Source organism: Pseudomonas sp. TE3895 (assembly GCF_056278855.1).
Window position 1 is genome coordinate 2,959,339 of record NZ_JBWBQE010000001.1, and the last position, 24,367, is coordinate 2,983,705.

The 24,367-nt window shown below is 57.0% G+C and carries 23 protein-coding genes; 14 read left to right on the top strand and 9 right to left on the bottom strand.

From position 1 onward, the window contains the following. Positions 1-12: 12 nt before the first annotated feature. Positions 13-1,017: a GntR family transcriptional regulator gene (locus ACZ889_RS13200; RefSeq protein ID WP_003251179.1), complete on the bottom strand. Its 1,005-nt coding sequence runs from the start codon at positions 1,015-1,017 to the stop codon at positions 13-15. A 298-nt stretch (positions 1,018-1,315) separates the two neighbouring features. Between ACZ889_RS13200 and ACZ889_RS13205 the strand changes: the two genes are divergently transcribed. From ACZ889_RS13205 to ACZ889_RS13240, 8 genes are all read left to right on the top strand, one after another. Further along, positions 1,316-2,674 (top strand): amidase, encoded by a 1,359-nt coding sequence (locus tag ACZ889_RS13205; RefSeq protein WP_476257440.1) that lies wholly within the window; start codon positions 1,316-1,318, stop codon positions 2,672-2,674. Between the two features lie 64 nt (positions 2,675-2,738). After that, positions 2,739-3,620: a polysaccharide deacetylase family protein gene (locus tag ACZ889_RS13210; RefSeq protein ID WP_003251175.1), complete on the top strand. Its 882-nt coding sequence runs from the start codon at positions 2,739-2,741 to the stop codon at positions 3,618-3,620. Positions 3,621-3,676: 56 nt separating this feature from the next. Further along, positions 3,677-5,035 (top strand): MFS transporter, encoded by a 1,359-nt coding sequence (locus tag ACZ889_RS13215; RefSeq protein WP_004576120.1) that lies wholly within the window; start codon positions 3,677-3,679, stop codon positions 5,033-5,035. A 15-nt stretch (positions 5,036-5,050) separates the two neighbouring features. Then, a complete protein-coding gene (locus ACZ889_RS13220; RefSeq protein ID WP_180688392.1) occupies positions 5,051-5,812 on the top strand; it encodes an SDR family NAD(P)-dependent oxidoreductase in 762 nt (253 codons plus the stop codon). Between the two features lie 49 nt (positions 5,813-5,861). Then, positions 5,862-6,611: an SDR family NAD(P)-dependent oxidoreductase gene (locus ACZ889_RS13225; RefSeq protein WP_003251169.1), complete on the top strand. Its 750-nt coding sequence runs from the start codon at positions 5,862-5,864 to the stop codon at positions 6,609-6,611. Between the two features lie 8 nt (positions 6,612-6,619). After that, positions 6,620-6,919: a hypothetical protein gene (locus tag ACZ889_RS13230; RefSeq protein WP_003251167.1), complete on the top strand. Its 300-nt coding sequence runs from the start codon at positions 6,620-6,622 to the stop codon at positions 6,917-6,919. Further along, positions 6,916-7,905, top strand: a complete 990-nt coding sequence (locus ACZ889_RS13235; protein WP_003251165.1) for a CobW family GTP-binding protein — start codon at positions 6,916-6,918, stop codon at positions 7,903-7,905. Before ACZ889_RS13230 ends, ACZ889_RS13235 begins: the two co-directional genes overlap by 4 nt. Further along, positions 7,902-9,125 (top strand): ABC transporter substrate-binding protein, encoded by a 1,224-nt coding sequence (locus tag ACZ889_RS13240; RefSeq protein WP_003251164.1) that lies wholly within the window; start codon positions 7,902-7,904, stop codon positions 9,123-9,125. The genes ACZ889_RS13235 and ACZ889_RS13240 overlap by 4 nt, the downstream gene beginning before the upstream one ends. A gap of 118 nt (positions 9,126-9,243) precedes the next feature. Here ACZ889_RS13240 and ACZ889_RS13245 read toward each other — a convergent pair whose 3' ends face one another. The 8 genes from ACZ889_RS13245 to ACZ889_RS13280 form a co-directional block, all read right to left on the bottom strand. Then, entirely contained in the window at positions 9,244-10,023 is a 780-nt protein-coding gene (locus ACZ889_RS13245; RefSeq protein WP_053867980.1) for an IclR family transcriptional regulator, read from the bottom strand. Positions 10,024-10,132: 109 nt separating this feature from the next. Further along, a complete protein-coding gene (locus tag ACZ889_RS13250) occupies positions 10,133-10,714 on the bottom strand; it encodes a sarcosine oxidase subunit gamma (RefSeq protein ID WP_003251160.1) in 582 nt (193 codons plus the stop codon). A 1-nt stretch (position 10,715) separates the two neighbouring features. Then, positions 10,716-13,613: a 2Fe-2S iron-sulfur cluster-binding protein gene (locus ACZ889_RS13255; RefSeq protein ID WP_180688390.1), complete on the bottom strand. Its 2,898-nt coding sequence runs from the start codon at positions 13,611-13,613 to the stop codon at positions 10,716-10,718. Continuing rightward, positions 13,610-13,909 carry a sarcosine oxidase subunit delta gene (locus tag ACZ889_RS13260; protein WP_003251157.1) on the bottom strand — a complete coding sequence of 100 codons (300 nt, stop codon included), beginning with the start codon at positions 13,907-13,909 and terminating at the stop codon, positions 13,610-13,612. The genes ACZ889_RS13255 and ACZ889_RS13260 overlap by 4 nt, the downstream gene beginning before the upstream one ends. A gap of 10 nt (positions 13,910-13,919) precedes the next feature. Further along, positions 13,920-15,161, bottom strand: a complete 1,242-nt coding sequence (locus ACZ889_RS13265) for an FAD-dependent oxidoreductase (protein WP_003251155.1) — start codon at positions 15,159-15,161, stop codon at positions 13,920-13,922. Continuing rightward, positions 15,143-16,048, bottom strand: a complete 906-nt coding sequence (folD, locus tag ACZ889_RS13270; RefSeq protein WP_476257441.1) for a bifunctional methylenetetrahydrofolate dehydrogenase/methenyltetrahydrofolate cyclohydrolase FolD — start codon at positions 16,046-16,048, stop codon at positions 15,143-15,145. The genes ACZ889_RS13265 and folD overlap by 19 nt, the downstream gene beginning before the upstream one ends. Continuing rightward, positions 16,045-16,911, bottom strand: coding sequence for a formyltetrahydrofolate deformylase (gene purU, locus ACZ889_RS13275; protein ID WP_003251152.1), 867 nt, complete (start codon positions 16,909-16,911; stop codon positions 16,045-16,047). Before purU ends, folD begins: the two co-directional genes overlap by 4 nt. Positions 16,912-17,158: 247 nt before the next feature. Beyond that, the gene (locus ACZ889_RS13280; protein WP_003251150.1) at positions 17,159-17,761 is read right to left on the bottom strand and encodes a helix-turn-helix domain-containing protein; all 603 of its coding nucleotides are present in this window, start codon (positions 17,759-17,761) and stop codon (positions 17,159-17,161) included. Between the two features lie 279 nt (positions 17,762-18,040). Between ACZ889_RS13280 and glnT the strand changes: the two genes are divergently transcribed. The 6 genes from glnT (at position 18,041) to ACZ889_RS13310 (ending at position 24,347) form a co-directional block, all read left to right on the top strand. Further along, on the top strand, positions 18,041-19,375 hold the full coding sequence (gene glnT / locus ACZ889_RS13285; RefSeq protein ID WP_003251148.1) for a type III glutamate--ammonia ligase: 1,335 nt from the start codon (positions 18,041-18,043) through the stop codon (positions 19,373-19,375). A 73-nt stretch (positions 19,376-19,448) separates the two neighbouring features. Then, a complete protein-coding gene (locus tag ACZ889_RS13290) occupies positions 19,449-20,354 on the top strand; it encodes a class II glutamine amidotransferase (protein ID WP_180688389.1) in 906 nt (301 codons plus the stop codon). 11 nt (positions 20,355-20,365) lie between these two features. Continuing rightward, on the top strand, positions 20,366-21,049 hold the full coding sequence (locus ACZ889_RS13295) for a GltB/FmdC/FwdC-like GXGXG domain-containing protein (RefSeq protein ID WP_003251145.1): 684 nt from the start codon (positions 20,366-20,368) through the stop codon (positions 21,047-21,049). Between the two features lie 15 nt (positions 21,050-21,064). Beyond that, positions 21,065-22,387, top strand: coding sequence for an FMN-binding glutamate synthase family protein (locus ACZ889_RS13300; RefSeq protein WP_003251143.1), 1,323 nt, complete (start codon positions 21,065-21,067; stop codon positions 22,385-22,387). A 206-nt stretch (positions 22,388-22,593) separates the two neighbouring features. Next, positions 22,594-23,919, top strand: a complete 1,326-nt coding sequence (locus ACZ889_RS13305) for an ammonium transporter (protein WP_274094431.1) — start codon at positions 22,594-22,596, stop codon at positions 23,917-23,919. Positions 23,920-23,990: 71 nt separating this feature from the next. Further along, the gene (locus ACZ889_RS13310) at positions 23,991-24,347 is read left to right on the top strand and encodes a hypothetical protein (protein WP_476257442.1); all 357 of its coding nucleotides are present in this window, start codon (positions 23,991-23,993) and stop codon (positions 24,345-24,347) included. Positions 24,348-24,367: the final 20 nt, after the last annotated feature.

The following is a 24,367-nucleotide window of genomic DNA, read 5'->3' on the forward strand; positions in this document are numbered from 1 at the left end:
GGCCACTTTTGTTCAGGCAAGTCTTTCCAGGTAGCTAGGTGCATCAGGCTCTGGAAGGACTGAGAGCACCTTGAGTCGCTGGAGCGTGCGCTCGCGGGCTTTGGATAGATGATCGCGCAGGCATGAACAGGCAGATTCAACCGTTCCATACAACAATGCTTCGAAGATCAAGCGATGTTCCATCAGCATGGCTTCGTCGTTGCTGGACTGCAGTGCTTCATGCAGTACGCGTCCGACATTCATCGGGATCTGACATTGGCGAATCACTGCTGCCATACGGGTATTACTCACCCCGGCTATGCAGGTGACGTGCAGATCCTGCTCAAGCTGTTCGATGTCTGCTCGCTGAACCAGGCGACCGGCTTCCTGGGCTTTGACGATGCGGCTCAACATTGCTTCAAGATCGCTCCGAGGCATCTGATCGACACCTTGGCGCAGAGCATCGGGCTCCAGGAGCATCCGTAGCTCGTAGTCATGCTTCACGGCCTGGGCTGTTAATGGCCCGGCCAACCAATGTGAGTACGGTTCTTTTTCTACTAGCCCTTTGTCCCGCAGTCGCATCAATGCCTCTCTGACTACGTTCCGGCTTACGTTCAATTCTTCGGCTGCGCTCTGTTCATCGATCCGGTAGTGGCCGAAGACCATGAAACGTATGACCGCCTGGGCGAGGTGGTCGTAAATCCGCTCACCCAGCGGACGGTAATCGATAAGGTCTTCTTGCGGCTCGATTCCCAAGAGCTTGCGAGTCAGGGGGACTCGGAGCGGTGTTTCGGTGGTGCCTTCAGGGTCGATCAGAAAACCCCGCCCATCAAATCGCCGTATCAGTCCTTCCTCATGGAGAAGATTGAGGGCCTGACGAACCGGCACGCGGCTTGTGCCGAAGAGCTCCGCTAACGGCCCCTCTACCAACACGAGTCCAGGAACCGTCTGCCCGCCGAGGATCGCATCGCGCAGCGTATTGCGGATTGTCTCGTAGCGAGAGGCTGGACGGTCTTCCGTTGGCTGTGTGGCAGACATCAAAGGGTTCTCATGAAGCGTGGAGGGTAAGTTTCTCACAAGCGAAGCGAGATGTGATCGAACACCGGTAACACTTCTATGAACGATTTTGGGGCAGGCTGTTACCGAAAAACCCAAAATGGATCATTTATTAAAACATACATTTTCAAGGCCGGCCTGACGTGTGGGGTCCTCTCACCCGTCTCCCTCAAGGCCCAGAGCTTTCAGGAGGTCGTAGAATACTCGCTACGAAAACTTGGCACGTTCGATGCTTTGTGAAATGTATGTATTATTAAAATGTACATTTTATAGGTGTGCCATGCTTGCCGATGCCCATTCCTTAGCTCAGCAATTCGCCGACGGAACGACCGACCCTGTCGCCGCCCTTGAAAATGCGCTTCTAAGGGCGGAGCGGGTGCCCGAAGCATTTATCACCTTATGCGAGGAGCGAGCGCTACGCGAAGCGGCTGCGGCTAAGGCGCGCTGGCAAGCAGGTCAACCCTTGTCACCTTTTGATGGCGTACCAGTAGCGTGGAAAGACCTCTACGACCTGGCCGGCTGTGTAACAACGGCTGGTGCGAAAGTACGTTTGCACGACCAACCGGCATCACGCGATTGCTCACTGGCGACAATGCTCAGCCGGGCGGGCATGGTGAGCATCGGAAAGACCAACCTCAGCGAACTGGCATACTCGGGGCTGGGCCTTAATCCCCATTTCGGAACGCCAGCCAACATTAGCTTTGTCGGCGAAGTACGTGCACCGGGAGGGTCGTCCTCCGGTTCGGCTATAGCCGTTGCGCAGGGGGGCGCGCCTATCGGTATGTCGACTGATACCGCTGGCTCCATTCGAGTGCCAGCAGCTTTCAATGGACTTGTGGGTTACCGCAGCAGTGCAAAGCGTTACTCGTTCGAAGGTGTCACGCCCCTTGCAAGTTCTCTTGATTCGCTTGGGCCGATCACCCATAGCGTTCGTGATGCCATCGTTGTCGATAACCTCCTGTTAGGTGATCAGAATGGCATGCCGCTGGACACCTCAGGCCTTCCCGCTGCAGGGCTAAAGCTGTGCGTAGATATTGATCTGCTTGATGACTCGCGCATTCAGCCTGAAGTACGCGCAAACCTTCTCGCGGCGCTTGATCGATTGGCTGCGGCGGGAGCAGTGGTCGAGCGAAAAAAAGTTAAAGCATTTGAACAAGCGCTGGACGTCATCGAGCAGATCGGATGGCTCGGGAGTGCGGAGGCTTTTGCCTACTACCAAGCGCTTCTCGATAGCACGGATGCTGAGCAGCTAGACCCGCGTGTTCGCAAGCGGCTTGAGGCCGCGCGAGCGTTTCCAGCCAGTAAGCAGGTTCGCTTGTACCAAGCTGCCGACGCACTGAAAGCACAGATTGCGCGTGAGTTAGATGGCGCATTCCTGGTGACCCCGACAGTAGGTCACGTAGCTCCGCTTCTGGCACCGCTTGAAGAAGACGCCAACCTTTTCGTTGCTACTAACCTGGCAACACTGAGGCTGACAATGCCCGGCAGCATGCTGGACATGCCTGGCATTGCGTTGCCAAGTGGAACTGGGGAGGCAGGGCTTCCCACGAGTCTCCTTCTTTCAAGTGTGAGTGGAAATGATAAGGAACTGCTCCGAGCAGGCCTGGCAATCGAGCCTTATGTTCGAGGCGTGAATTAACAGGTCAACCGGAGTGCGGGCAATGTTTGCCTGTGAATAGTTGAATAACAAAGAGGTATTGACCATGAAGAAAGAAATTTTTGTATCAATTGGCGTTGATGTCGATGCGGTAGCCGGTTGGCTCGGTTCCTATGGGGGGGAGGATTCGCCTGACGATATCTCTCGCGGTCTTTTTGCTGGCGAAGTTGGCGCCCCCCGCCTTCTGAAACTCTTTGAAAAATATGACCTGCGCACAACGTGGTTCATCCCTGGCCACTCGGTAGAGACCTTTCCCGAGCAAATGAAAGCTGTGGTTCAGGCAGGCCATGAAATTGGCATTCATGGTTACAGCCATGAGAACCCGATCGCGATGACGCCTGAGCAAGAAGAAATCGTCCTGGACAAATCGATTGAAGTCATCACCCAGCTTTCAGGCAAACGGCCGACCGGCTACGTGGCACCTTGGTGGGAATTCAGCAATGTCACCAATGAGCTGCTTCTGAAGAAGGGTATCAAGTACGACCACAGCTTGATGCACAACGACTTCCACCCTTACTACGTTCGGGTGAAGGACAGCTGGAGCAAGATTGACTACAGCCAACATCCCGATACATGGATGAAACCGTTAGTTCGTGGCGAAGAAACCGATTTGGTTGAGATTCCAGCCAACTGGTACCTTGATGATCTTCCGCCGATGATGTTTATCAAGAAGTCGCCTAATAGCCACGGCTTTGTCAATCCTCGCCACTTGGAAGAAATGTGGCGCGATCAATTTGACTGGGTTTACCGCGAACATGACTACGCAGTGTTCCCAATCACGATTCACCCTGATGTGTCCGGTCGACCTCAAGTACTACTTATGCTTGAGCGCTTTATCGAGCATATGAAGAGTCATGAAGGTGTGAACTTCGTCACGATGGACGAAATCGCTGACGACTTTATCCGGCGTCAACCGCGTAAGGGTTGATTAAATACTTCGGTTCGCACGTTTATAAGCGGATCAACAACAAGAGAAATGCCGATATGACCACTACGCCAGCCACCACCACGACGCCAGTTACCGAGTCTGGTACATGGAAGCCGGTACAACTGGAATCCAAAGATGTCAAATATGCGACTTGGATTGCCTTCTTTGCTTGGGTTTTTGCAGTTTACGACTTCATCTTGTTTGGCACCCTGCTGCCGGTCATGGGCGGGCATTTCACTTGGAGCGAAACTGAACAGGCGGAAATCGCCACGTGGGTAGCGGTTGGCGGTGCTGTCGTTGCGTTCGTCGTCGGCCCTCTCGTAGATAAGATCGGTCGACGTGGCGGGATCATCTTCACAATCGGCGGTACAGCGCTCTGCTCGGCGCTCACCGCTGTGTGTGCCGGTATGGGGAAGGGGCCGTTGATAGCTGTTCGCTCGGTCGCAGGCCTCGGTTATGCCGAGGAAGGGGTCAACGCGACGTACCTTACCGAGGTGTATGCAGCCTCGACCGATCCAAAGCTGATCAAGCGCCGGGGGTTTGTCTACAGCTTGGTGCAAAGTGGTTGGCCGGTAGGGGCTTTGATTGCTGCAGGCCTTACTGCACTGCTGCTGCCCCACATTGGTTGGCAGGGTTGTTTCATTTTTGCTGCGGTGCCTGCGCTGGTTGTGGCGATTCTGGCTCGAAAACTCAAAGAAAGCCCTCAGTTCCAGGTGCATCAGCGGATCAACCAATTGCGCAAGGCGGGAGATGATTCCGCCGCACGCAGCCTGGCTCGTGAATACCACGTTGACTATGACGAGCATGCCAAGGCAGGCGTTGCAGCAGCATTTCGTGGTGCAGCACTGCGGCCTACATTGGTTCTGAGCTTGGCGATTCTCCTCAACTGGTCGGCCATTCAAGTCTTCAGCGTTCTGGGCACGTCAGTCATCGTGAGCGTTCACAAGTTGTCGTTCGAGAACTCGTTGTGGATCCTTGTTCTCTCCAACCTGGTTGGGTTCATCGGTTACCTGGTTCACGGTTGGCTGGGCGATCGGATTGGACGCCGCAACACAGTGGCTCTCGGTTGGATGTGTGGTGGATTGGCATTCTTCGCCATGATTCAAGCGCCAAGTGATCTGATCACGGTTGTTGCCTTGTACAGTTTGGGCCTGTTCTTCCTGACCGGCCCGTATTCCGCGATGTTGTTCTTCATGGGCGAAAGCTTCCCCACCAGTATCCGTGCAACAGGGGGCGCAATTGTCCATGCCATGGGCCCTATCGGCGCCATTGTTGCTGGGCTGGGAATCACCAGCGTGCTGTCCACCGGTGGTGAATGGCACAGTGCTGCCCTTTGGTTTGGAGCGCTGCCTTGCTTCCTTTCGGGCTTGATTATGTTCGCCGCCCGGCACGTCGAACCCCATTCAGTCAAATAATAGGGATTTGTAACTATGTCTCAACCCGTAGCGTTGGTTACCGGGGCTGCCAGTGGCATTGGTCAGGCGGTTGCAATTGCGTACGCGAAGAAAGGTGTGCGCGTGATTGGTGGCTATTTGGCAGGTGACCCACATGACCCCTCTCAGACTCAGCGACTCGTAGAGGAGGCAGGTGGCGAGTGTTTAATGGTGGCGATGGACGTGACCAGCAGCGCCTCGATGGACGCCATCGCCGCAGTGGCAGTCGAACACTTCGGTCGGCTCGACTATGCCGTCGCGAACGCTGGGCTTTTGCGCAAAGCTCCGCTACTTGAGATGTCGGATGAGCAGTGGAATGAAATGCTCAACGTCGACCTTACGGGCGTGATGCGCACTTTCCGAAGCGCGAGCCGTTACATCAATGAAGGCGGAGCCATGGTTGCCATTTCGTCGATTGCTGGTGGTGTATACGGATGGCAAGACCATTCTCATTACGCAGCTGCCAAGGCCGGCCTTCCAGGGCTCTGCCGTTCTCTTGCGGTGGAATTTGCGCCTAAAGGAATTCGCTGCAACACCATCATTCCCGGTTTGATTGAGACGCCTCAATCGCTGGACAGCAAGAATTCGCTAGGGGCTGACGGTCTGGCCAAGGCGGGCAAAGCGATTCCTCTGGGACGGGTAGGGCGAGCAAGTGAAGTGGCTGACCTGGTTTGCTACTTGACCGGTCGTGAGTCGAGCTACATCACGGGACAGAGCATCATCATCGATGGCGGTCTGACCGTACGCTGGCCTGAGTAAAAAATCACAACACCGCAAGGTTTCCTTGCGGCTGCGAGGAGAAATGACAATGAAGCCATTGCAAAACCGACGTGCCGTCATTACCGGTGCAGCTAGCGGTATCGGTGCGGCGATCGCCTATGCGTATGCCGATGCAGGCGCCAAGCTTGTGTTGTGTGATCGAGACGCCGAGCGCTTGGCTGTCGTTGCCAACCACTGTCGTGACCGTGGCGTCTTGGTGATTGAGTGTGTTGCTGATGTCGGTAGCAGGGAAGGGGCTCAAGCTGGCGTAGATGCCTGCGTAGATGCGCTCGGTGGCATCGATGTTCTGGTGAATAATGCCGGTATGCTGACTCAGGCTTCCTGTGTGGATCTCACTCAGGAAATGTGGGATGAGATGCTGCGGGTCGATCTGACCAGCGTATTCGTCGCAAGCCAGCGTGCTCTACCTCATATGCTGGAACAGAAATGGGGCCGCATCATAAACATCGCCTCTCAGCTCGGCATCAAAGGTGGCGCTCAACTGACTCACTATGCTGCCGCGAAAGCAGGCGTAATCGGATTCACCAAGTCCCTGGCTTTGGAGGTGAGCAAGGACAACGTCTTGGTCAATTCTGTTGCTCCTGGGCCGATTGAAACCCCGCTCGTTGAAGGGATCAGTCAGGAGTGGAAGGCTGCGAAGGCCAGAGAGTTGCCATTGGGTCGGTTCGGTAAGGTTGAAGAGGTGGCACCGATCGCGGTGCTGCTTGCCTCTGAGCCTGGCGGAAACTTGTTCGTCGGCCAAACCCTTAACCCGAATGCCGGCGACGTAATGCCTTGAGGTGAGCTATGTGTGGACTTTGTGGCCTGATCGGTGAGGATGTTCACTGGAGCGATCCTATAGACACAAGCCTTCCCGGTCGCCGCGAGCGCTTACGTCGAATTGCCTCAATTAACCAGGTGATAGCCCCCTTCAGGCTCAAAGTCAGTGACGTCCAGGGCGCTTCTTATCTGGTCCAGGGCCCCACGGGAAAGCAAGGTATTGCCTCCGGTTTGGAGCAGCTCTGGCAGACAGCCGAGGAGATTCTGGGGCGCAAGCTTGACCCCCTAGATCCAAGAATTCTCGATCACTTGGAGATGCAGGCATGAGCCTTCAGATCAATGTCCTGACCGGTTTTCTGGGCAGTGGGAAAACTACTTTGTTGCAGCGGGTGCTGACCAATGAAGAGATGGGCGAGACGGCTCTGCTCATCAATGAATTCGGCGAGGTTGGCATCGATAATCTTCTCGTGCAGGAAATCGCGCCCAACACGGTGCTGCTGCCAAGTGGGTGCGTCTGTTGTTCGGTGCGTGGGGATCTGAAACAAGCGCTCATCGATCTGCATGACAAGCGAAATCGTGGGGAGATCCCTGCTTTCCGTCGAGTGCTTTTGGAAACGACTGGCCTTGCGGATCCTGCACCGATTCTTGCGACTTTGCAGCGGGATCCACAACTTCGAGGTCGATACCATGTTGGGCTTATGGTGACCGTTGTCGACGCCCTGCACGCCGCTCTTCAGGAACGAATCCACCCCGAGTGGCTGGGCCAGGTAACAGCTGCTGATCGCCTTTTAGTGAGCAAGGGAGATCTGGTTAGCTCAGAGATTCTTGATCTGCTAGTGGATCACCTGAAAACCCTTAACCCGTCTGCCTCGGTCGCGCTGGCAAGTGCCATTGGGGAAGGCGATGAGCAGATGCTTGGCGAAGGGCTCAGAAGCTTGGAGCCTGATGATGAGGTCGCGGTGTGGCAGCTCTTTGCACCCACGAAGCAACCTCGGCACGGGGGCGCACAAGTTTGCGTGCTTGAGTATGAAACGCCGCTGGATTGGCTTGCCTTCGGGGTTTGGCTATCGATGCTGTTAAGATGCCACGGAGAACGTATTCTTCGGGTCAAAGGTATCTTGAGCGTGATCGACTCTGAGCAACCTATCGTGATTCACGGTGTGCAGCACTGCCTTCATTCACCAGTGCATCTTGCCAGTTGGCCTGATGGGCAGCGGCGATCACGTCTGGTGATTATCGTGCGCGATTTGGACACCAAGCTTCTAAGTAGATCGTTCGAAGCCTTCTTGAACCGTCTGGGGCGTGCTGTATGAGCGGCCCTGTCACGTTGAGAGTACTGGGTACCTCTGTGACCTTGCTCGAGTCTATTCGCTTGCGCGCGGAGCGAGAGCTGGGCATTCGAATTGAGTACCAAGTCCATGACGTTCAAACGGTTCAGCGCATTGCGTTGATGCACCCCGAGAGCTATGACCTTTACGATCAATGGTTCCATAGCATGGATTTTGTCTGGCCCGCAGGCGCAATCCAGCCCATTGATATCAGGCGAGTTGCTTTGTGGGATGAGATCAATGACCTGGCCAAGCGGGGCCGACTTCACGCTGGCGATAAGCTAGCGGGCGGTAGCCTGCCTTGCGACCGTTTGTATGTTCAGCATGATCGTAGCTTGGCCAATCACCCAACTGACTCAATCAGTATGTTGCCGCTCACGCACAATGCGGACAGCTTTGCCTACAGGCCAGACCTGCTTCCCCCTGGGTTTGGTATCGAAAACGAAAGTTGGTCCTGGCTTGTTGATCCTGGCTGGTGCGGTCATGTGGCTTTGCAGAGCGATGCAGCTATCGGGGCGCTGGACGCGGCGCTGGCAGTGCAGGCTAAGGGCCTGGCCAAGTTCGACGTAATTGGCAACCTTCGGCTGGATGAGATCGATGAGCTCGCGGATGTGCTCATCAAGCTCCAACGCCAAGGGCATTTTGCGGCTTTCTGGTCGGATGATCGTGATGCCAGTAAGCTAATGCTTGGCCCAAACGTTCACATTGAGAGTGTCTGGTCTCCAGCGCTGATGCAGCTGCATCGCGAAGGCATTCAGTATCGCCAGGCAGTTCCTAAAGAAGGCTACCGGGGCTGGTTCGGCGGCTTATCGTTGTCTCGGGCTGTTGATGGTGCAGTGAAAGATGTGGCTTACGCCTATCTGAACTGGTGGCTGGCAGGTTGGCCAGGCGCGATGATGGCGCGACAGGGCTTCTACATTTCCAATCCACTGCGAGCTCGAGATCACCTGTCGGCTGCGGAATGGGATTATTGGTACGAAGGCAAGCCAGCCAGCGAGCAGTTGCTTGGGAGTGATGGTGAACCACTCATTGGGCCTGGAGAAATAAGGGAAGGGGGCTCCTACGCCGAGCGAGTGAGCCGAATCAGCGTCTGGAACTCGGTGATGGATGAGCATAACTACCTTGTCCGCAAATGGGCTGCATTTCTTAGAGCGGGCCGCTCGAAGGAGCTGTCATCCACAGCTGGAAGCTTGGGCATTCCTTAGCTCCTGTTTCGTGTAAGACAATTAAAGTGTCGACCTGAGGGATTTCTACGCAGACTGTTCTGATGCAAACACGCTATAAGGGTGACCGACTGGTGATCTGCAGGAGGTGTCATTCCAGTCATCGATCTTCAACGTATCCAAGGTCGGCGCTAATCTTTGTGCTGCACTCCCGCAGCAGCGCCTCAAACTTCTCCGTAGCACCCTCGGGATCCATCACGGCATCCGGGCCTGACAGATTGATTGCAGCCGTCACTTCTCCCCTGTGGTCTTTGATAGCCATCGCAATCGCAGTGGAGTAATCCGAACGATGCAGCACCCATCCTCGCGCTCTGTCACCCTCGATCATATCTTGCAGCTCGAGCTGAGTCCGTGGGGCAGGGGCTGGGTAATCGTCTAAACGGATGTGTTGATAAAGTGCGGCAAGTTCTACCTGGTCAAGGCCGGTGAGTAGCATGCGGCCAATCGCCGTGCAGTGGCACGCGATGCGGGTGCCAACCGGAATGTTTACGGACAGCCGCTGAGCCGCAAACGCTCGGTAGACATACAGGCTTTCCGTATTCTCCCGCACGGCCAAATGGCAGGAGAGAGAAGTGCGATCTCGCAATTGATTCAGGTGAGGCATGGCGACATCGACAATGTCGCGGCTGGCGAGGTAACTGAAGCCATCGCTGATGACTCGGGCTCCGAGCTCGTACTGACTGTTGTGTTTGTTCAAGTAACCCATATCGGTCAACGTGAACACTATCCGGTACAGCGCCGAGGTGCTGACGTTCAATCGCTCGGCGATCTCCTGCATGCTCAGACTACGCGTTCGAGCGTTGAACAGGCCAAGCACCGCGAGCCCTCGGGCCAGGGCAGGTACGCTGTAGTCGGCATCCTTAACGGGGGCGTCGATCATCGTTCGTTGCTCATCCGGGATCTGGGAAGCGATATCATGTGTGCCGGCCACGACCTCAGTGGACATGGTCTGCTTCAGCTCGTAGTCAGCACAGCATGATCTGTATCACTTAATACAGCGCGTCGATCTGTAGGGCTCGTCCATCAAACTCGGCCATCGCATCCATTAGTGCGCCCTTGAAATACTCGAGCGAAGCGCGATCACACAGGATGTGAAAGATCGGGTGCGATTCAGCACTGATGTTGATGACGATCACGTTGATCCTTGCAGCCGATGTTTGTGCAACGGCGCCTTGCGCAAATGCAGCGCTGCGTAGATCAACCCCACACAGTTTGGCCATGACTTCAGCCGCGTGAACGCCGCTCAGCTGCATCCACGCATGGCTGTCTTCGCGAGGCAAAAGGTAGTTGGCCAAATGATCCATCTCCCAGCGAGCTTCTTCATCGGCGATGCGCTCACCTCTGTCTCGCAGGCTGCCCAGGAGCAAATACTCTGTCTGCGACAGACGCGCCACGTGGCTACCGTCCGGTTGGGTAACGGCCTGGTTTGGCTTATCAGGAAGGCTGAAGCCACGGGACTGAAGATATTCGCCACTCTGAGCGCCGCGAAAACCAACCCTTGGAAGCCCCGTCAGATCGACCACCGCACATTGCTGAAGTGGGCCCGGCCCGATTTCATTGAGATTGGACATGTCAGAGCTCCTGGCGCTGGTTATCTGGATCGAAGAAGGGGAGCTTTACGACGGTTGCCTGGACGACCACACCATCTTCAACTCGGATCGGAATCTGCTGCCCCGGAGTGCTCTGATCAAAGGCGGCGTAGGCCAGGCCGATGATCTGATCAAGGCTTTGCGAATACTCACAGGACGTCACATTACCGCTGATGTCCGGCCCCTTGAGAACCAAATGGCCCTCGAGCGGTTGCGGGCTGGTCTTGGGCAGCGTGAAGCCCACCAGCTTGCGTTTCTGTGGCTGCGCTTCAAGGATGTCCACGGAGCGACGACCGACAAAGAACGGCTTGTTACGGCTGACCGCCCACCCCATGTCGATTTCGCCAGGATGGGTCATGCCGTCGGTGTCCTGGCTGATGATCACATGGCCTTTTTCCAGGCGCAGCAGGCGCTGGGTCTCGACACCAAACGGGCGAATGTCGAATTCCTTGCCGGCCTCTATCAGTGCATCCCAAAGCTTCAACGCATAACGTGCAGGTACGTGGATTTCGTAACCCAATTCCCCTACGAAGCCTACGCGCAGGAGACGTGCCTTGATCCCGGCCACGGTGCCCAGGCGAACGCCCAGGTATGGGAATCCTTCAGCGGACAGATCAAGATCCGAGCACACTTTCTCCAGCACCTTGCGTGAGTCGGGCCCGGCTACGTTGACTGCCGAGATCGCGGCAGTGACGTTAGCGATGTCGACGTTCAGGCGCCATTGCGCGTTCCACTTGAGCATCTGCTGATAGATTCGATCCACGCCGCTGGTGGTGGCAGTGACGTAGAAGTGGTTTTCGGCAAAGCGCGCGCAGACGCCATCGTCGATCACCACGCCATGTTCGTTGGTCATCAGCGCGTAGCGTGAGCGACCCACGGGCTGCTTGAGAAATGCGAAGGTGTACATGCGGTTGAGAAGTTCGGCAGCGTCCGGGCCGCGCACGTCCAGACCGCCCAGCGTCGAAACGTCGATGATGCCGACCTTCCGGCGCACGTGCAGCGCCTCGGCCTGCATGCATTTATCCCGCTCGCTCGGTTTGCCGTAGTAGGCAGGGCGCTGCCAGATACCGGCAGGCATCATTTTTGCGCCGGCTTCCAGATGACGGCGGTGCATGGGTGTCTGGCGGTACGGGTCAAACGCTCGACCCGCGACATGGGCCAGCTTCTCCGCCTCAAAGGGAGGGCGCGCTGTGGTTACGCCTGTTTCGCTGACGCTGCGCTGAGTGGACGCGGCCACCAGTCGAGCTGTTGGCAGGGCTGAGTGGCGCCCTTGAGAAGGCCCCATACCCACGGTGGAGTAGCGCTTGACCAGTTGCACATCTCGATAGCCGATCTTCGTGGCGTTAATGATATCGCGCACCTGCAAATCTTCGTCGAAGTCGACAAAGTCCTTGCCTTTGGGGTGCGGGAAAATCGGCCATGGGAAATTGACCTGCGCTTCTGGGCGCAGCGGCAAGGGCTTGACGTTGATGACCAGGCCCAGCGCTGTAATGATTTCGGTGGCTGTGCGAGTGGCATCAGCGAGCACGTTGTCCAGTGCGTGGAAGCCATGGGCGGAACCCGCAACGCTGAGATTCTTCGGCAGGCCGCTAAGGGTGAACTCAGCCAGTTGATCGTCATAAGACAGCTTGCCGCCGGCTTGGCACAGCAACTGATAGACCGGCATGTAGCCGCCGGACATGCAGAGCAAATCGCAATCCAGGTGCAAGCTGCTATTCGCGACCTGGCCGAGGCCGGTGATTTTTCGGATGTCGACGCCGCTGACATGGCGCATGCCTTTTTCATGCAGCGCTTCAAACACCGTGCTGTTCAGATGACAGGGGATTCCGCGCTTTTCCAGCGCGATCAGCAACGCGCGGTCAGCGGGATTGGTACGCATGTCCACCAGCGCTGCAACCTGAACACCTTGCTCGTGCAGATCGAGCGCTGCGTAGTAACCGTCGTCGTTCCCCGTGAGTACCACTGCGCGTTTGCCAGGCTTTACGGCGTAGAGTTTCATCAGGCGTTGGGCTGCGCTGCTAAGCATCACCCCGGGCAAATCGTTGTTGCGGAAAATCACTGGCTGATCAAACGAGCCGCTGGCGATCAGGCATTGGGTGGCGCGCACCTTGTACATGCGTTTACCCTGAATCACCGGCAGATAGTTATCGGTGAACCATGCATTGCACGTAGCTTTCTTCAGCACTTGAATGTTGGCGTGGCCTTCAACAGCGTTGATCAGCTCGCGGCGTAGGCTATCGGCACGATTGTTTTCGACATCGAAACGGGCATAGGTCAGTGAGCCGCCCAGAATGGGTTGTTGCTCAATCAACAACACCTTTGCGCCTGCATTGGCCGCAGTCAGTGCCGCCTGCAGTCCAGCAGGGCCAGCGCCGACAACCGCGAGGTCAGCGAACAGGTAGGCCTTGTCGTAGTACTCGGGCTGGAATTTGAGATCCAAGACGCCGAGTCCGGCCTTTTTGCGAATGATGGGCTCCCATAGTTTCCATGCACCCTTAGGCTTGTAGAAAGAGCGGTAGTAGAAACCGACCGGCATGAATTTGGAGAACTTGCCAAGATAGGCGTCTTTGTCGTTGTCCAGAGAGCCGTTGAAGTTTTGCCCGGTCACCTGCGCACCACTTTCCAGCAGGTGAGTGTCCGCCAGGACGTTGGGCTCGCTCGGCAGCTGTACCAGGGTATTGGCGTCTTGACCTGCCATGGTTAGCGGGCCGCGCGGGCGGTGATACTTGAACGAGCGGGAGAGCAGGAAGCGACCATTGGCGAGCAGGGCACTTGCGATGCTGTCACCTGCAAACCCTTGATACGCTTTGCCATCAAAGCTGAAATGAAGAGGCTGATTGCGGTCGATCAACAAGCCCATGGGAGCGGGTAGGCGGCTCATTGCGCGGTCTCCTTGGCGGTCGTGAATTCAACACGGGTGGTGAACAGCTCTTTGGGATCGAAGGTGCGCAGAATCTCATCGCTGCCAGTGTGGCGTTCGGCCAGGAACCAATAGCTGGAGGGGTTGTGCATCCACCACTCGCAAACCACGCCCAACGTGTCATCGCTGTTGAACACGTAGTCGGCCCATTCGGCATCGGTACACGTCTGCGGATCGGGCATCTGCTTGAACTCACCGCCATAGGTGAACTCACTGATGTTGCGCGGCCCATTGAGTGGGCAATTCATCACTTTCATGTCTTGCTCCTCAGTGGCTGGCCGCTGTCGCGCCCATCTCGTTGACTTGCTGGAAGGTTGAGAAACGCTCGAGGCCGAACGGCTTGATCAATTCAGGTACCTTGCCCCCGCTGGCGACGAGTTCGGCCATGGTCTTGCCGCAAATGGGCGTAGCCTTGAAGCCCCACGTGCCCCAGCCGGCATCCAGGTAATAGTTCTTCACCGGGGACAACCCCATGATCGGGCTGTAATCCGGAGTCATGTCGGTGATCCCGGCCCACTGACGCATCAGCTTGGCATTGGCCAAGAACGGGAACATCTCGATCGCGTGTGCCAGCAGGCTTTCTTTCAGATCCAAAGTTGAGCGGGTGTTGAACAGCGGGTACGGATCCGAGCCACCGCCAAACACCACTTCGCCACGGCTGGTCTGTTGCACGTAGCAGTGCAGGGCAGAGGAGCTCACCAACGGGTCGAGGAACGGCTTGAACGGCTGGGTCACCATGGCTTGCAGAGGGAAGGTCTGGATCGGCGAGCGGATACCTGCTTTCTTCATCAACTGCGAACTCATGCCCGCCACTGCCTGCACCGCGCAGCCGCACTGGATGGTGCCGCGATTGGTTTTCACCGCCTTGATGGTGCCGTTCTCGATCACCAGCTCTTGGACTTCAGTGAGCTGATGGATTTCCACGCCACGCTTAGCCGCCTGTTTGGCGTAACCCCAAGCCACTGCGTCATGCCGGGCAGTTGCGCCGTCTATGTGCCAGAGACCTGCGATCACCGGGAGATGCCCGGGGTCGAGGTTGAGTGTCGGCACGAGCTCACGAATCTGCTGACGGTCAAGCATTTCGGTGCGCCCGCCGAAGTGTTTGTTGACCTCTGCACGCTGACGGAACGAGCGCACGGTGGCGTCGGTGTGGGCGAGCGTCAGTTGGCCACGATGGGAATACATGATGTTGAAGTCGAATTCATTGGACAGCCCTTCAAACATCCGTACTGACTCGGCGTAAAAGCGCACCCCCTCGCTGGTGAGGTAATTGGAGCGGATGACCGCTGTGTTGCGCGCCGTGTTGCCGCCGCCCAGATACCCCTTCTCCAGCACCGCGATATTGGTGATGCCGTGGTACTTGGACAGGTAGTAGGCGGTTGCCAGGCCATGGCCACCGCCGCCGATGATTACCACATCGTAGGAAGGTTTGAGCGCCTTGGGAGCAGGCAAATCCACTTCGACCGGGTATTCAGAGCTGAGCCCGTATTTCAGGAGATTGAAAGGCATGCGGCCTCCGAGGAAACGCGTTGTGCATGGGCCTGCTGAACCGCAGCGGTAACGGTGTTCTTCATCAGAAAGGCAATGGTCATCGGCCCAACACCACCAGGAACTGGTGTGATAGCTGAAACTTGGGGCAGGGCGCTGTTGAAGTCGACATCCCCAACAAGCTTGCTGCGGCCATCCTCTTCAATGCGATTAATGCCGACGTCGATGACCACCGCTCCTGGCTTGAGCCAACTTGCATCGATCATCCGTGGTCGTCCGACGGCGGCAACGACAATGTCTGCCTGCCGGCACAGGGCCTTGGCATCGACGCTGCGCGAATGCACCACAGTGACCGAGCAATGCGCCCGCAGCAGCAGAGCGGCCATGGGTTTGCCGACGATGTTGGATCGCCCGATGACAACGGCGTGCTTGCCGCTCAGGTTGCCGCAAGCCTCTTCAAGCAGTTGCATGCAGCCGCTGGGGGTGCACGGCGTCAGCACATCGCGACCCTGGCTTAAGCCGCCGACATTTTCACTGTGAAACCCATCGACGTCTTTGCCCGGGGCAATGGCCTGTAACGCACGCGCTTCCTCGATGTGCTCAGGCAATGGGAGCTGCAGCAGAATGCCGTTCACGGCGTTGTCTGCATTCAAGTCTGCGATCAGCTGGAGCAGTTCACCCTGCGAGGTTTCCGCACTCAGGCGGTACTCGAGCGATTTGATTCCCGCTTCTTCTGCACGGAGGATCTTGTTGCGCACATAGACCTGGCTGGCAGGATCTTGCCCGACGAGTATTACAGCGAGCGCAGGGAAGACGCCGTCGGCGCTCAGTCGGGCGACCTCGTCTTGAACCTGCTTCAGCACACGGGCTGATGCCGCTTTGCCGTCAATCAGTTTGGAAGTACTCATCGGAAGATCACCGTTCTGTCTTCGTTGAGGAATACCCGATGCTCCAGGTGATATTTGACCGCTTTGGAAAGCGCCACGGTTTCAGTGTCGCGTCCGATGGCGACCAGGTCGTCTGGCAGATAGGCATGATCGACGCGCTGGACTTCCTGCTCGATGATCGGGCCCTCGTCCAGATCGCTGGTGACGTAGTGAGCCGTCGCCCCAATCAGTTTCACGCCGCGCGCATAGGCCTGGTGATAAGGCTTGGCGCCCTTGAACCCGGGCAGGAATGAGTGATGAATATTGATCGCACGGCCCGATATCTGCTTGCAGAGATCATCAGAAAGGATCTGCATGTAGCGGGCGAGGACGACGAGGTCAGTCCCGGTCTCATCCACAACCTTCATCAGCGCTGCTTCCTGCTGAGCTTTGGTCTCCCTGGTCACCGGCAAGTAGATAAAACGAATGCCTTCGCGCTCGGCCATAGGACGTAGATCAAGGTGGTTGGACACGATGGCCGTGATGGTCATGTCCATTTCGCCCTTGTGGTAGCGATAGAGCAGGTCGGTGAGGCAGTGGTCGAATTTGCTGACCATCAGCAGTACGCGCATCGGCTGGCGAGTATCGTAAAGCTCCCACTGCATGCCGAAAGCTTGAGCGACGTCTTCGAAGCCGGCTTTCAGCTGAGCGATGTCGCCTTCGTGGCCATCGTTGAAACGAAACACCGCCCGCATGAAAAATTTGCCGCTCAACTCATCGTCGAACTGCGCCATCTCACCGATGTAGCAAGCGTTGCCTGCGAGGTAGGAGGTCACTGCTGCAACGATGCCGGAAGTCGCAGGACAGCTGATTTTGAGAATGAAATGGTTTTTTTCATGTTGCATGGTCAGTCCTCAGAGGTGCGCGGCGTGATTTCCGGCAGGTGATTCATCGGTGAAATGCAGATTCGCCCGTGAATAAATATTCTCTTAGGGAATTAAATATTCCGGATGGCGAATTTATAGGCGAATTCAGCCGACACGTCTACACGTATGGGAAAGATTTTTTACTGACAGGAAATGTGGGGCGTGGGCGTGGGGAGGAGGAGAAGGCGAGTCCAGGTTCAGCCTGGACTCGTGGCAACCTGAGTGGTCAGGCCTCTGCGGGGGCGTAGTTCATGATCGACAGGAGGCGGATCGGGACGCTTATCAGTTTTTCCGGGCCGTGGGGAATGTCAGCATCGAATGTCAGGCTGTCACCTGCTTCCAGGTGATAGAGCTGGTTCCCGTGGCGGTAGACCATCTCGCCCTCCAGCAAGTGAAGGAACTCAGTGCCTGGGTGGGAGAAGGTCGGAAATTCCTCGCTAGCGTCATCCATGCTCACCATGTACGCCTCGAAGCTTTTCTTGGGCCCACGGGTGTGGTTCAGCAGGTGGTAGGTATGGCCTTTTTCCGTGCCACGGCGAACGACTTCCAGCCCTTCATCGCGTTTGACCAGAATCGCGCTGCTGCCTTGCTGGTCATACTGGCTGAACAGTTTTGACATCGGCATGCCGAGCACATCGCAAAGACGGCTCAGGTTTTCAAGGCTGGTCGACACCTGAGCGTTTTCAATCTTGCTAAGCATGCCCTGACTGATTCCAGCTATGCGCGCCACGTCCGCAAGCTTCAGATCCTGCGCTTGGCGCTGACGTTTTATCTGGATGCCCAGGTACTGCTCAAGCTTGAGCTTGGGTTGGCTTTCGTGTGTGTTCATGGCTTGCACTAATTCCGCACAGTAAATTTATTTTCGCACTGAGAATGTGCAAATGTGGCCGCGCCGGATAGAGTCGCTTGGCGTTATTCATCACGGGAAAAATATTTTCCCATAAACAAAGCAGAAAGGCTCTCCTCGAATCGAGTTTTTCCGCGACAGCAGCGAGTTGGCAAGCTCATTGCATTCCTGATGGGAAATTAAGTTTCCTGTTCGTAATAATCAGATCGGGCGACTAATCGACCTCCCCACCACGAATTGCTACAGCCAGGAGTCATGTCCATGTTGCCACAAGAAACACAGCGCCTGATCGAGACACACGGGATCAAGTATGTCCTGGCCCAGTTCGTAGATATCCATGGTTCGGCCAAGACCAAGTCGGTACCCGTATCGGGTCTGGAGATGGTCGCCGAAGCCGGGGCGGGGTTTGCGGGTTTCGCGATCTGCGGTATGGGCATGGAACCGCATGGCCCCGATTTCATGGCCAAGGGTGACCTGGCTTCACTCACGCCAGTGCCATGGCAGCCAGGTTACGGCCGCGTGGTATGCATTGGTCATGTTGAGAACAAGCCTTGGCCATACGACAGCCGCTACGTCCTGCAGAAGCAGGTGGAGCGATTGAGCGATCGTGGCTGGACGCTGAATACCGGACTGGAGCCAGAATTTAGCCTGTTCAAGCGCGACGGGCAGGGCAAGCTGCAGATGGTCGACGCCAGTGATGATCTCGATAAGCCGTGCTACGACTACAAAGGCCTGTCCCGCTCGCGTGAGTTTCTTGAGCGGCTGACCGAAGCCTTGCAGCCAGTGGGTTTCGACATTTACCAGATCGATCACGAAGACGCCAACGGCCAGTTCGAGATCAATTACACCTACAGCAATGCCATGGAATCAGCTGATCGGTTCACCTTTTTCCGCATGGCTGCCGGTGAGATTGCCAACGACATGGGCATCATTTGCTCATTCATGCCAAAGCCTGATCCCAAGCGGGCGGGCAACGGCATGCACTTTCACCTGTCGATCAGCAGCGCGACCAACAAAAACTTGTTCCACGATGCGAGCGATCCGAGCGGCATGGGCCTGTCGAAAATGGCCTACCACTTCGCCGCAGGCCTTCTGGCACATGGCCCAGCCTTGTGCGCCTTCGCAGCGCCGACGGTCAACTCCTACAAGCGCCTTGTTGTGGGCAATTCCTTGTCCGGGGCGACCTGGGCACCAGCCTTTATCGCTTTTGGCGCCAATAACCGCTCGGCCATGGTTCGTGTTCCGTATGGCCGCCTGGAGTTCCGCCTGCCGGATGCTGGCTGCAACCCCTACCTGGTCAGCGCAGCAATCATCGCGGCGGGACTGGACGGCATCGACCGCAAGCTGGAAATCGACCAGGTGTGCAACGAGAACCTCTACAAGTTGAGTCTTGAAGAAATCGCCGCGCGCGGCATCAAGACCTTACCTCAGTCGCTCAAGGAAGCCTGTGATGCCCTTGAGGCTGACCCACTGTTCGCCGAGGTACTTGGCAGCGAAATCGTGGGTGAGTTCATCAAGCTCAAGCGCATGGAGTGGGTGGAGTACAGCCGTCACGTCTCGGACTGGGAAGTGAAGCGCTACACCGAGTTCTTCTGATCTAGCCAGTTTAAACAACCCTTTCTGACACCCTGCCAATGGGTAGGGGGTCTTCTGCCCAGGAGTTAACGATATGTGTGGAATTGTGGGGCTATACCTGAAAAATCCGGCGCTGGAGCCCCAGCTCGGCAAACTCTTTGAACCCATGCTGGAAGCCATGACTGATCGCGGCCCCGACAGCGCAGGCTTCGCCATTTACGGCGATGAAGTTGCTGATGGCTGGGTGAAGTTGACCTTGCAAGCAGCAACCGATGACTACGACTTCAAAGCGCTGGTAGGCGCACTGGAAGGCAAGCTCGCGGCGTCTTTGGACTGGTTCCAAAATGCGAGCGCCATCGTGTTGAAGATCAAGGCTGAGGAAGCTGCCGTACGTTCCGCTTTGGCCGAGCTGGCCCCGGACGTGCGCATCATGAGCGCCGGCAAAAGCATCGAGATCCTCAAGGGCATGGGCTTGCCTAAAGAGATCTCCGAGCGCTTCGGTTTGGGTTCGATGAAAGGCAGCCACATCATCGGCCATACCCGCATGGCGACTGAAAGCGCCGTAACCATGGAAGGCAGCCACCCATTCTCCACCGGTGCTGATCTGTGCCTGGTTCACAACGGCTCGCTGTCCAACCATTTCCGCCTGCGTCAGGAACTGCGCCGCGAAGGTATCAAGTTCGACACTGAGAATGACACCGAAGTCGCGGCCGGTTACCTGGCCTGGCGTCTGCAGCAAGGCGACAGTCTGAAGACCGCCTTGGACAGTTCGCTCGATGCACTGGACGGCTTTTTCACCTTCGCAATCGGCACCCGCAATGGATTCGCCGTGATCCGAGATCCGATTGCGTGTAAGCCGGCAATTCTTGCCGAAACCGACGACTACGTTGCAATGGCTTCGGAGTATCAGGCGCTGTCGAGCCTGCCGGGCATCGAGAAAGCCAAGGTCTGGGAACCTGTTCCGGCCACCATGTACATCTGGGAACGCGAGTCGGCTTAAGGAGCACGCACATGAAAACCATTGATCTTGGCAACACCACCGTGCGTGACCTTAACCAGGCGCTGCACGATCAAGCAAAGACGCTTGAGGAAAGAGAATGGGTCGTCACGCACCCTGACGGCGCGCACAACATCGCGGTCGGCGTAAACGAAGCGGTGTCCGTGGATATCCAGGGGCATGCCGGCTACTACTGCGCAGGTATGAACCAGAAGGCTTCCATCACTGTGCACGGGAACGTCGGCGTTGGTTGCGCCGAGAACATGATGTCTGGCTACGTCCGAGTAAAGGGCAGCGCTTCGCAAGCAGCGGGCGCTACGGCGCATGGCGGTCTGCTGGTGATCGAAGGCGACGCCGGCGCCCGTTGCGGGATCTCGATGAAAGGGATCGATATCGTGGTCGGCGGCAGCATCGGCCACATGAGCTGCTTCATGGGGCAGGCGGGACGCCTTGTGGTGTGCGGGGACGCCGGCGATGCGCTGGGTGACTCCCTGTACGAGACGAAGATCTTCGTCAAAGGAAAGGTCGAGTCGCTGGGTTCTGACTGCATCGAAAAAGAGATGCGCCCGGAGCACATTGAAGAGTTGCAAGCGCTTCTGAACAAAGCCGGCTTCAACGAGAAAGCCAGTGACTTCAAGCGCTACGGCTCGGCTCGCCAGCTGTACAACTTCAAAGTCGACAACGCCTCCGCGTACTGATTCAGGAGCAAGAAAATGAGCGAGAAAACCCCTCCAGTCCTGCGCGAGTCGGCCACCTTTGATCGTCTGACTATCCAGGAAATCCAGCGTGCCGCCGAGACCGGCATCTATGACATTCGCGGCGGTGGTACCAAGCGCAAGCTGCCGCACTTCGACGACCTGCTGCTGCTCGGTGCGAGCGTCTCGCGCTACCCGCTGGAAGGCTACCGTGAGAAATGCGGAACGGATGTAATCCTCGGTAACCGGTTCGCCAAGAAGCCGATCCACCTGAAAATTCCGGTGACAATCGCCGGCATGAGCTTCGGTGCATTGTCGGCCAATGCGAAAGAAGCCCTGGGTCGCGGTGCCACTATTGCAGGCACCAGTACCACCACGGGCGACGGTGGCATGACGCCGGAGGAACGCGGCCAATCCCAGCACCTGGTTTATCAGTATCTGCCTTCGCGTTATGGCATGAATCCTGATGACCTGCGCAAGGCCGATGCCATCGAAATCGTCTTGGGGCAGGGCGCCAAGCCCGGTGGCGGCGGTATGCTGTTGGGCATGAAGGTGACCGAGCGTGTTGCCGGTATGCGTACCTTGCCCATCGGCGTTGACCAGCGCTCGGCATGCCGTCATCCGGACTGGACTGGGCCTGACGACTTGGCGATCAAGATTGCCGAGATCCGTGAGATCACAGATTGGGAAAAACCGATTTACGTGAAAATCGGGGCCAGCCGTCCTTACTACGACGTCAAGCTGGCAGTGAAGGCCGGCGCCGATGTGATCGTGCTTGATGGCATGCAAGGCGGTACCGCTGCCACTCAGGAAGTGTTCATCGAGCACGTCGGTATCCCGATCTTGCCAGCCATTCCCCAGGCGGTTCAGGCGTTGCAGGAGATGGGCATGCACCGCAAGGTGCAGCTGATTGTTTCCGGCGGCATCCGTAACGGTGCAGACGTTGCCAAGGCGATGGCGCTGGGTGCCGATGCCGTGGCCATCGGTACGGCCGCATTGATTGCTCTGGGTGACAACCATCCACGCCTGGACGATGAGCTCAAGAAGATCGGCTCTGCGGCTGGCTTCTACGATGACTGGCAGAACGGTCGTGACCCGGCAGGTATCACCACGCAGGATCCGGAGCTGTCAAAACGTCTTGATCCGATCGAAGGCGGGCGCAGGTTGGCCAACTATTTGCGTGTTTTGGTGCTGGAGGCGCAAACCATGGCTCGAGCCTGCGGCAAATCCCACCTGCACAACCTCGACCCTGAGGATCTGGTGGCCTTGACCGTAGAATCCGCCGCTATGGCTCGCGTGCCATTGGCAGGGACTTCGTGGATTCCAGGCAGCCAGTACTGAGCATTACCTGATGCAGGAGCGCGTGTGCCCGTGGCGGCGATCTGTCTGCAACTGAATTGTTGTCTGACACGCCGCCGCCAAGGGCAAGTGCGCTCTTGCGTTCAGGCCATTCTTGATTTGACCCATCCAAGAGGCCTCAACGGCCCAGCGCTTCACCGCCTCGCTTTCTGCCAGACACTTTTCCATTCATCGCAGGAGCTTCCACAATGGTTAATCGTCTACCCGGCAAATCACTTCTTGCGTTGTTCGCGCTCAGTGCATGTATACCGCTGGCACAGGCGGCTGATGCCCCAACATTGAACACCGGCAGCACCGCCTGGATGGTAACGGCGGCGGTTCTGGTGCTGTTCATGTGTCTGCCAGGCCTTGCGCTGTTTTACGGCGGTCTCGTGCGAGCCAAGAACATGCTGTCACTGTTCACCCAATGTTTTGGTATCGCCGGACTGGTGGGGGTGCTGTGGGTGGTTTATGGCTACAGCATGGTGGTCGATACCACCAACATGGTTGAGGGCGAGGTTAGCTTCAATAGCTTTGTCGGCGGCCTGAACCGCGCATTTTTGGCAGGCATGACGTCTGAAAGCCTGGTTGGCGACATTCCGGAAGGGGTGTTTGTTACCTTCCAAATGACCTTTGCCATCATCACTCCGGCGCTCATTGCCGGGGCTTTTGCCGAACGTATGAAGTTCTCGTCGGCGCTGCTGTTCATGGCCATCTGGTTCACCCTTGTCTACGCGCCAGTGGCCCACATGGTATGGGGTGGAGCAGGGGCATTGATGCACAACTGGGGCGTGCTGGATTTCGCTGGTGGTACTGCAGTTCACATCAACGCCGGTGTAGCTGCGCTTGCCGCCTGTTTGCTGCTTGGCAAGCGTAAGGGTTACGAAAACGCTCCAATGCCTGCACATAACCTGAGCCTCACGATGGTCGGCGCGGCGATGCTCTGGGTCGGCTGGTTTGGATTCAACATCGGCTCTGGCGGCGGCCTCAGTGGCCTTTCAGGCATCGTGATGCTCAACACTCAGCTCGGTGCGTGTGCCGGTATTCTGGGCTGGATGTTCACCGAGTGGCTCAGGGTAGGTAAGCCGAGTGCGTTGGGGCTAGCCAGTGGCGCCTTGGCCGGCCTGGTCGGGATTACCCCAGCCTGTGCGTATGTAGGGGTTGGCGGCGCGCTGGCCATCGGCCTGCTTTGTGGCGTGTTCTGTTATCTCAGCGTGACGGTGCTCAAGACGCGCCTGGGCTATGACGACAGCCTGGATGTATTCGGCTTGCATGGTATCGGCGGAATGATTGGCGCCGTGTTGACGGGCGTTTTCTGCGTGCCGTCGTTGGGCGGGTTGGTCGAGAACGTCACCATGGCTGACCAGGTGATCGCGCAGGTCAAAGGGGTGGCATTCACAACGGCCTACTGCTTCATTGCGAGCTGGATCATTCTCAGAGTGTTAAAGGCCGTCGTCGGGTTGCGGGCACATGACGCTGTTGAGGAAATGGGGCTTGACCTCGGTGAGCATAACGAGCGGGCTTACAACCACTAAGTGAGGGGAGCGCCCCGGTAGTTTGCGTCCAGGAGAGTCGACAACTGGGGCCCTGGCATGGGGCGTAGGACGTGTACGATGCCTTGCACCTGATCAACAGCCTGCTGAGCGGCAAGCAGCATAAGGATCATGCCGGGAGGTGGCGGCAATTACTGGCCGCCACCCAGGTGATTCCATTCGCTGTACGCCGACGTCAGACCTTGGGGAAGCCGAGGCAGATCATGTCTGATCTCACTCAGCGCATTGGGGCTTCGAATCCATTCCGTCAGCCATGCGATCAGCATCGGTCGGGTAGCGTTGCAGGGTGCGACTTGCTGTTCAAGCTCGTCGGCTATTGGTTCCAAAAGCGCCAAATACGCGTCCAAATCGGCAATTTGATTGACCAAGGTATTCTTCCTCTCTCAGATCCGGATGAGGGCTGGCTCTGATGCCCTCAATGCTCAAATTT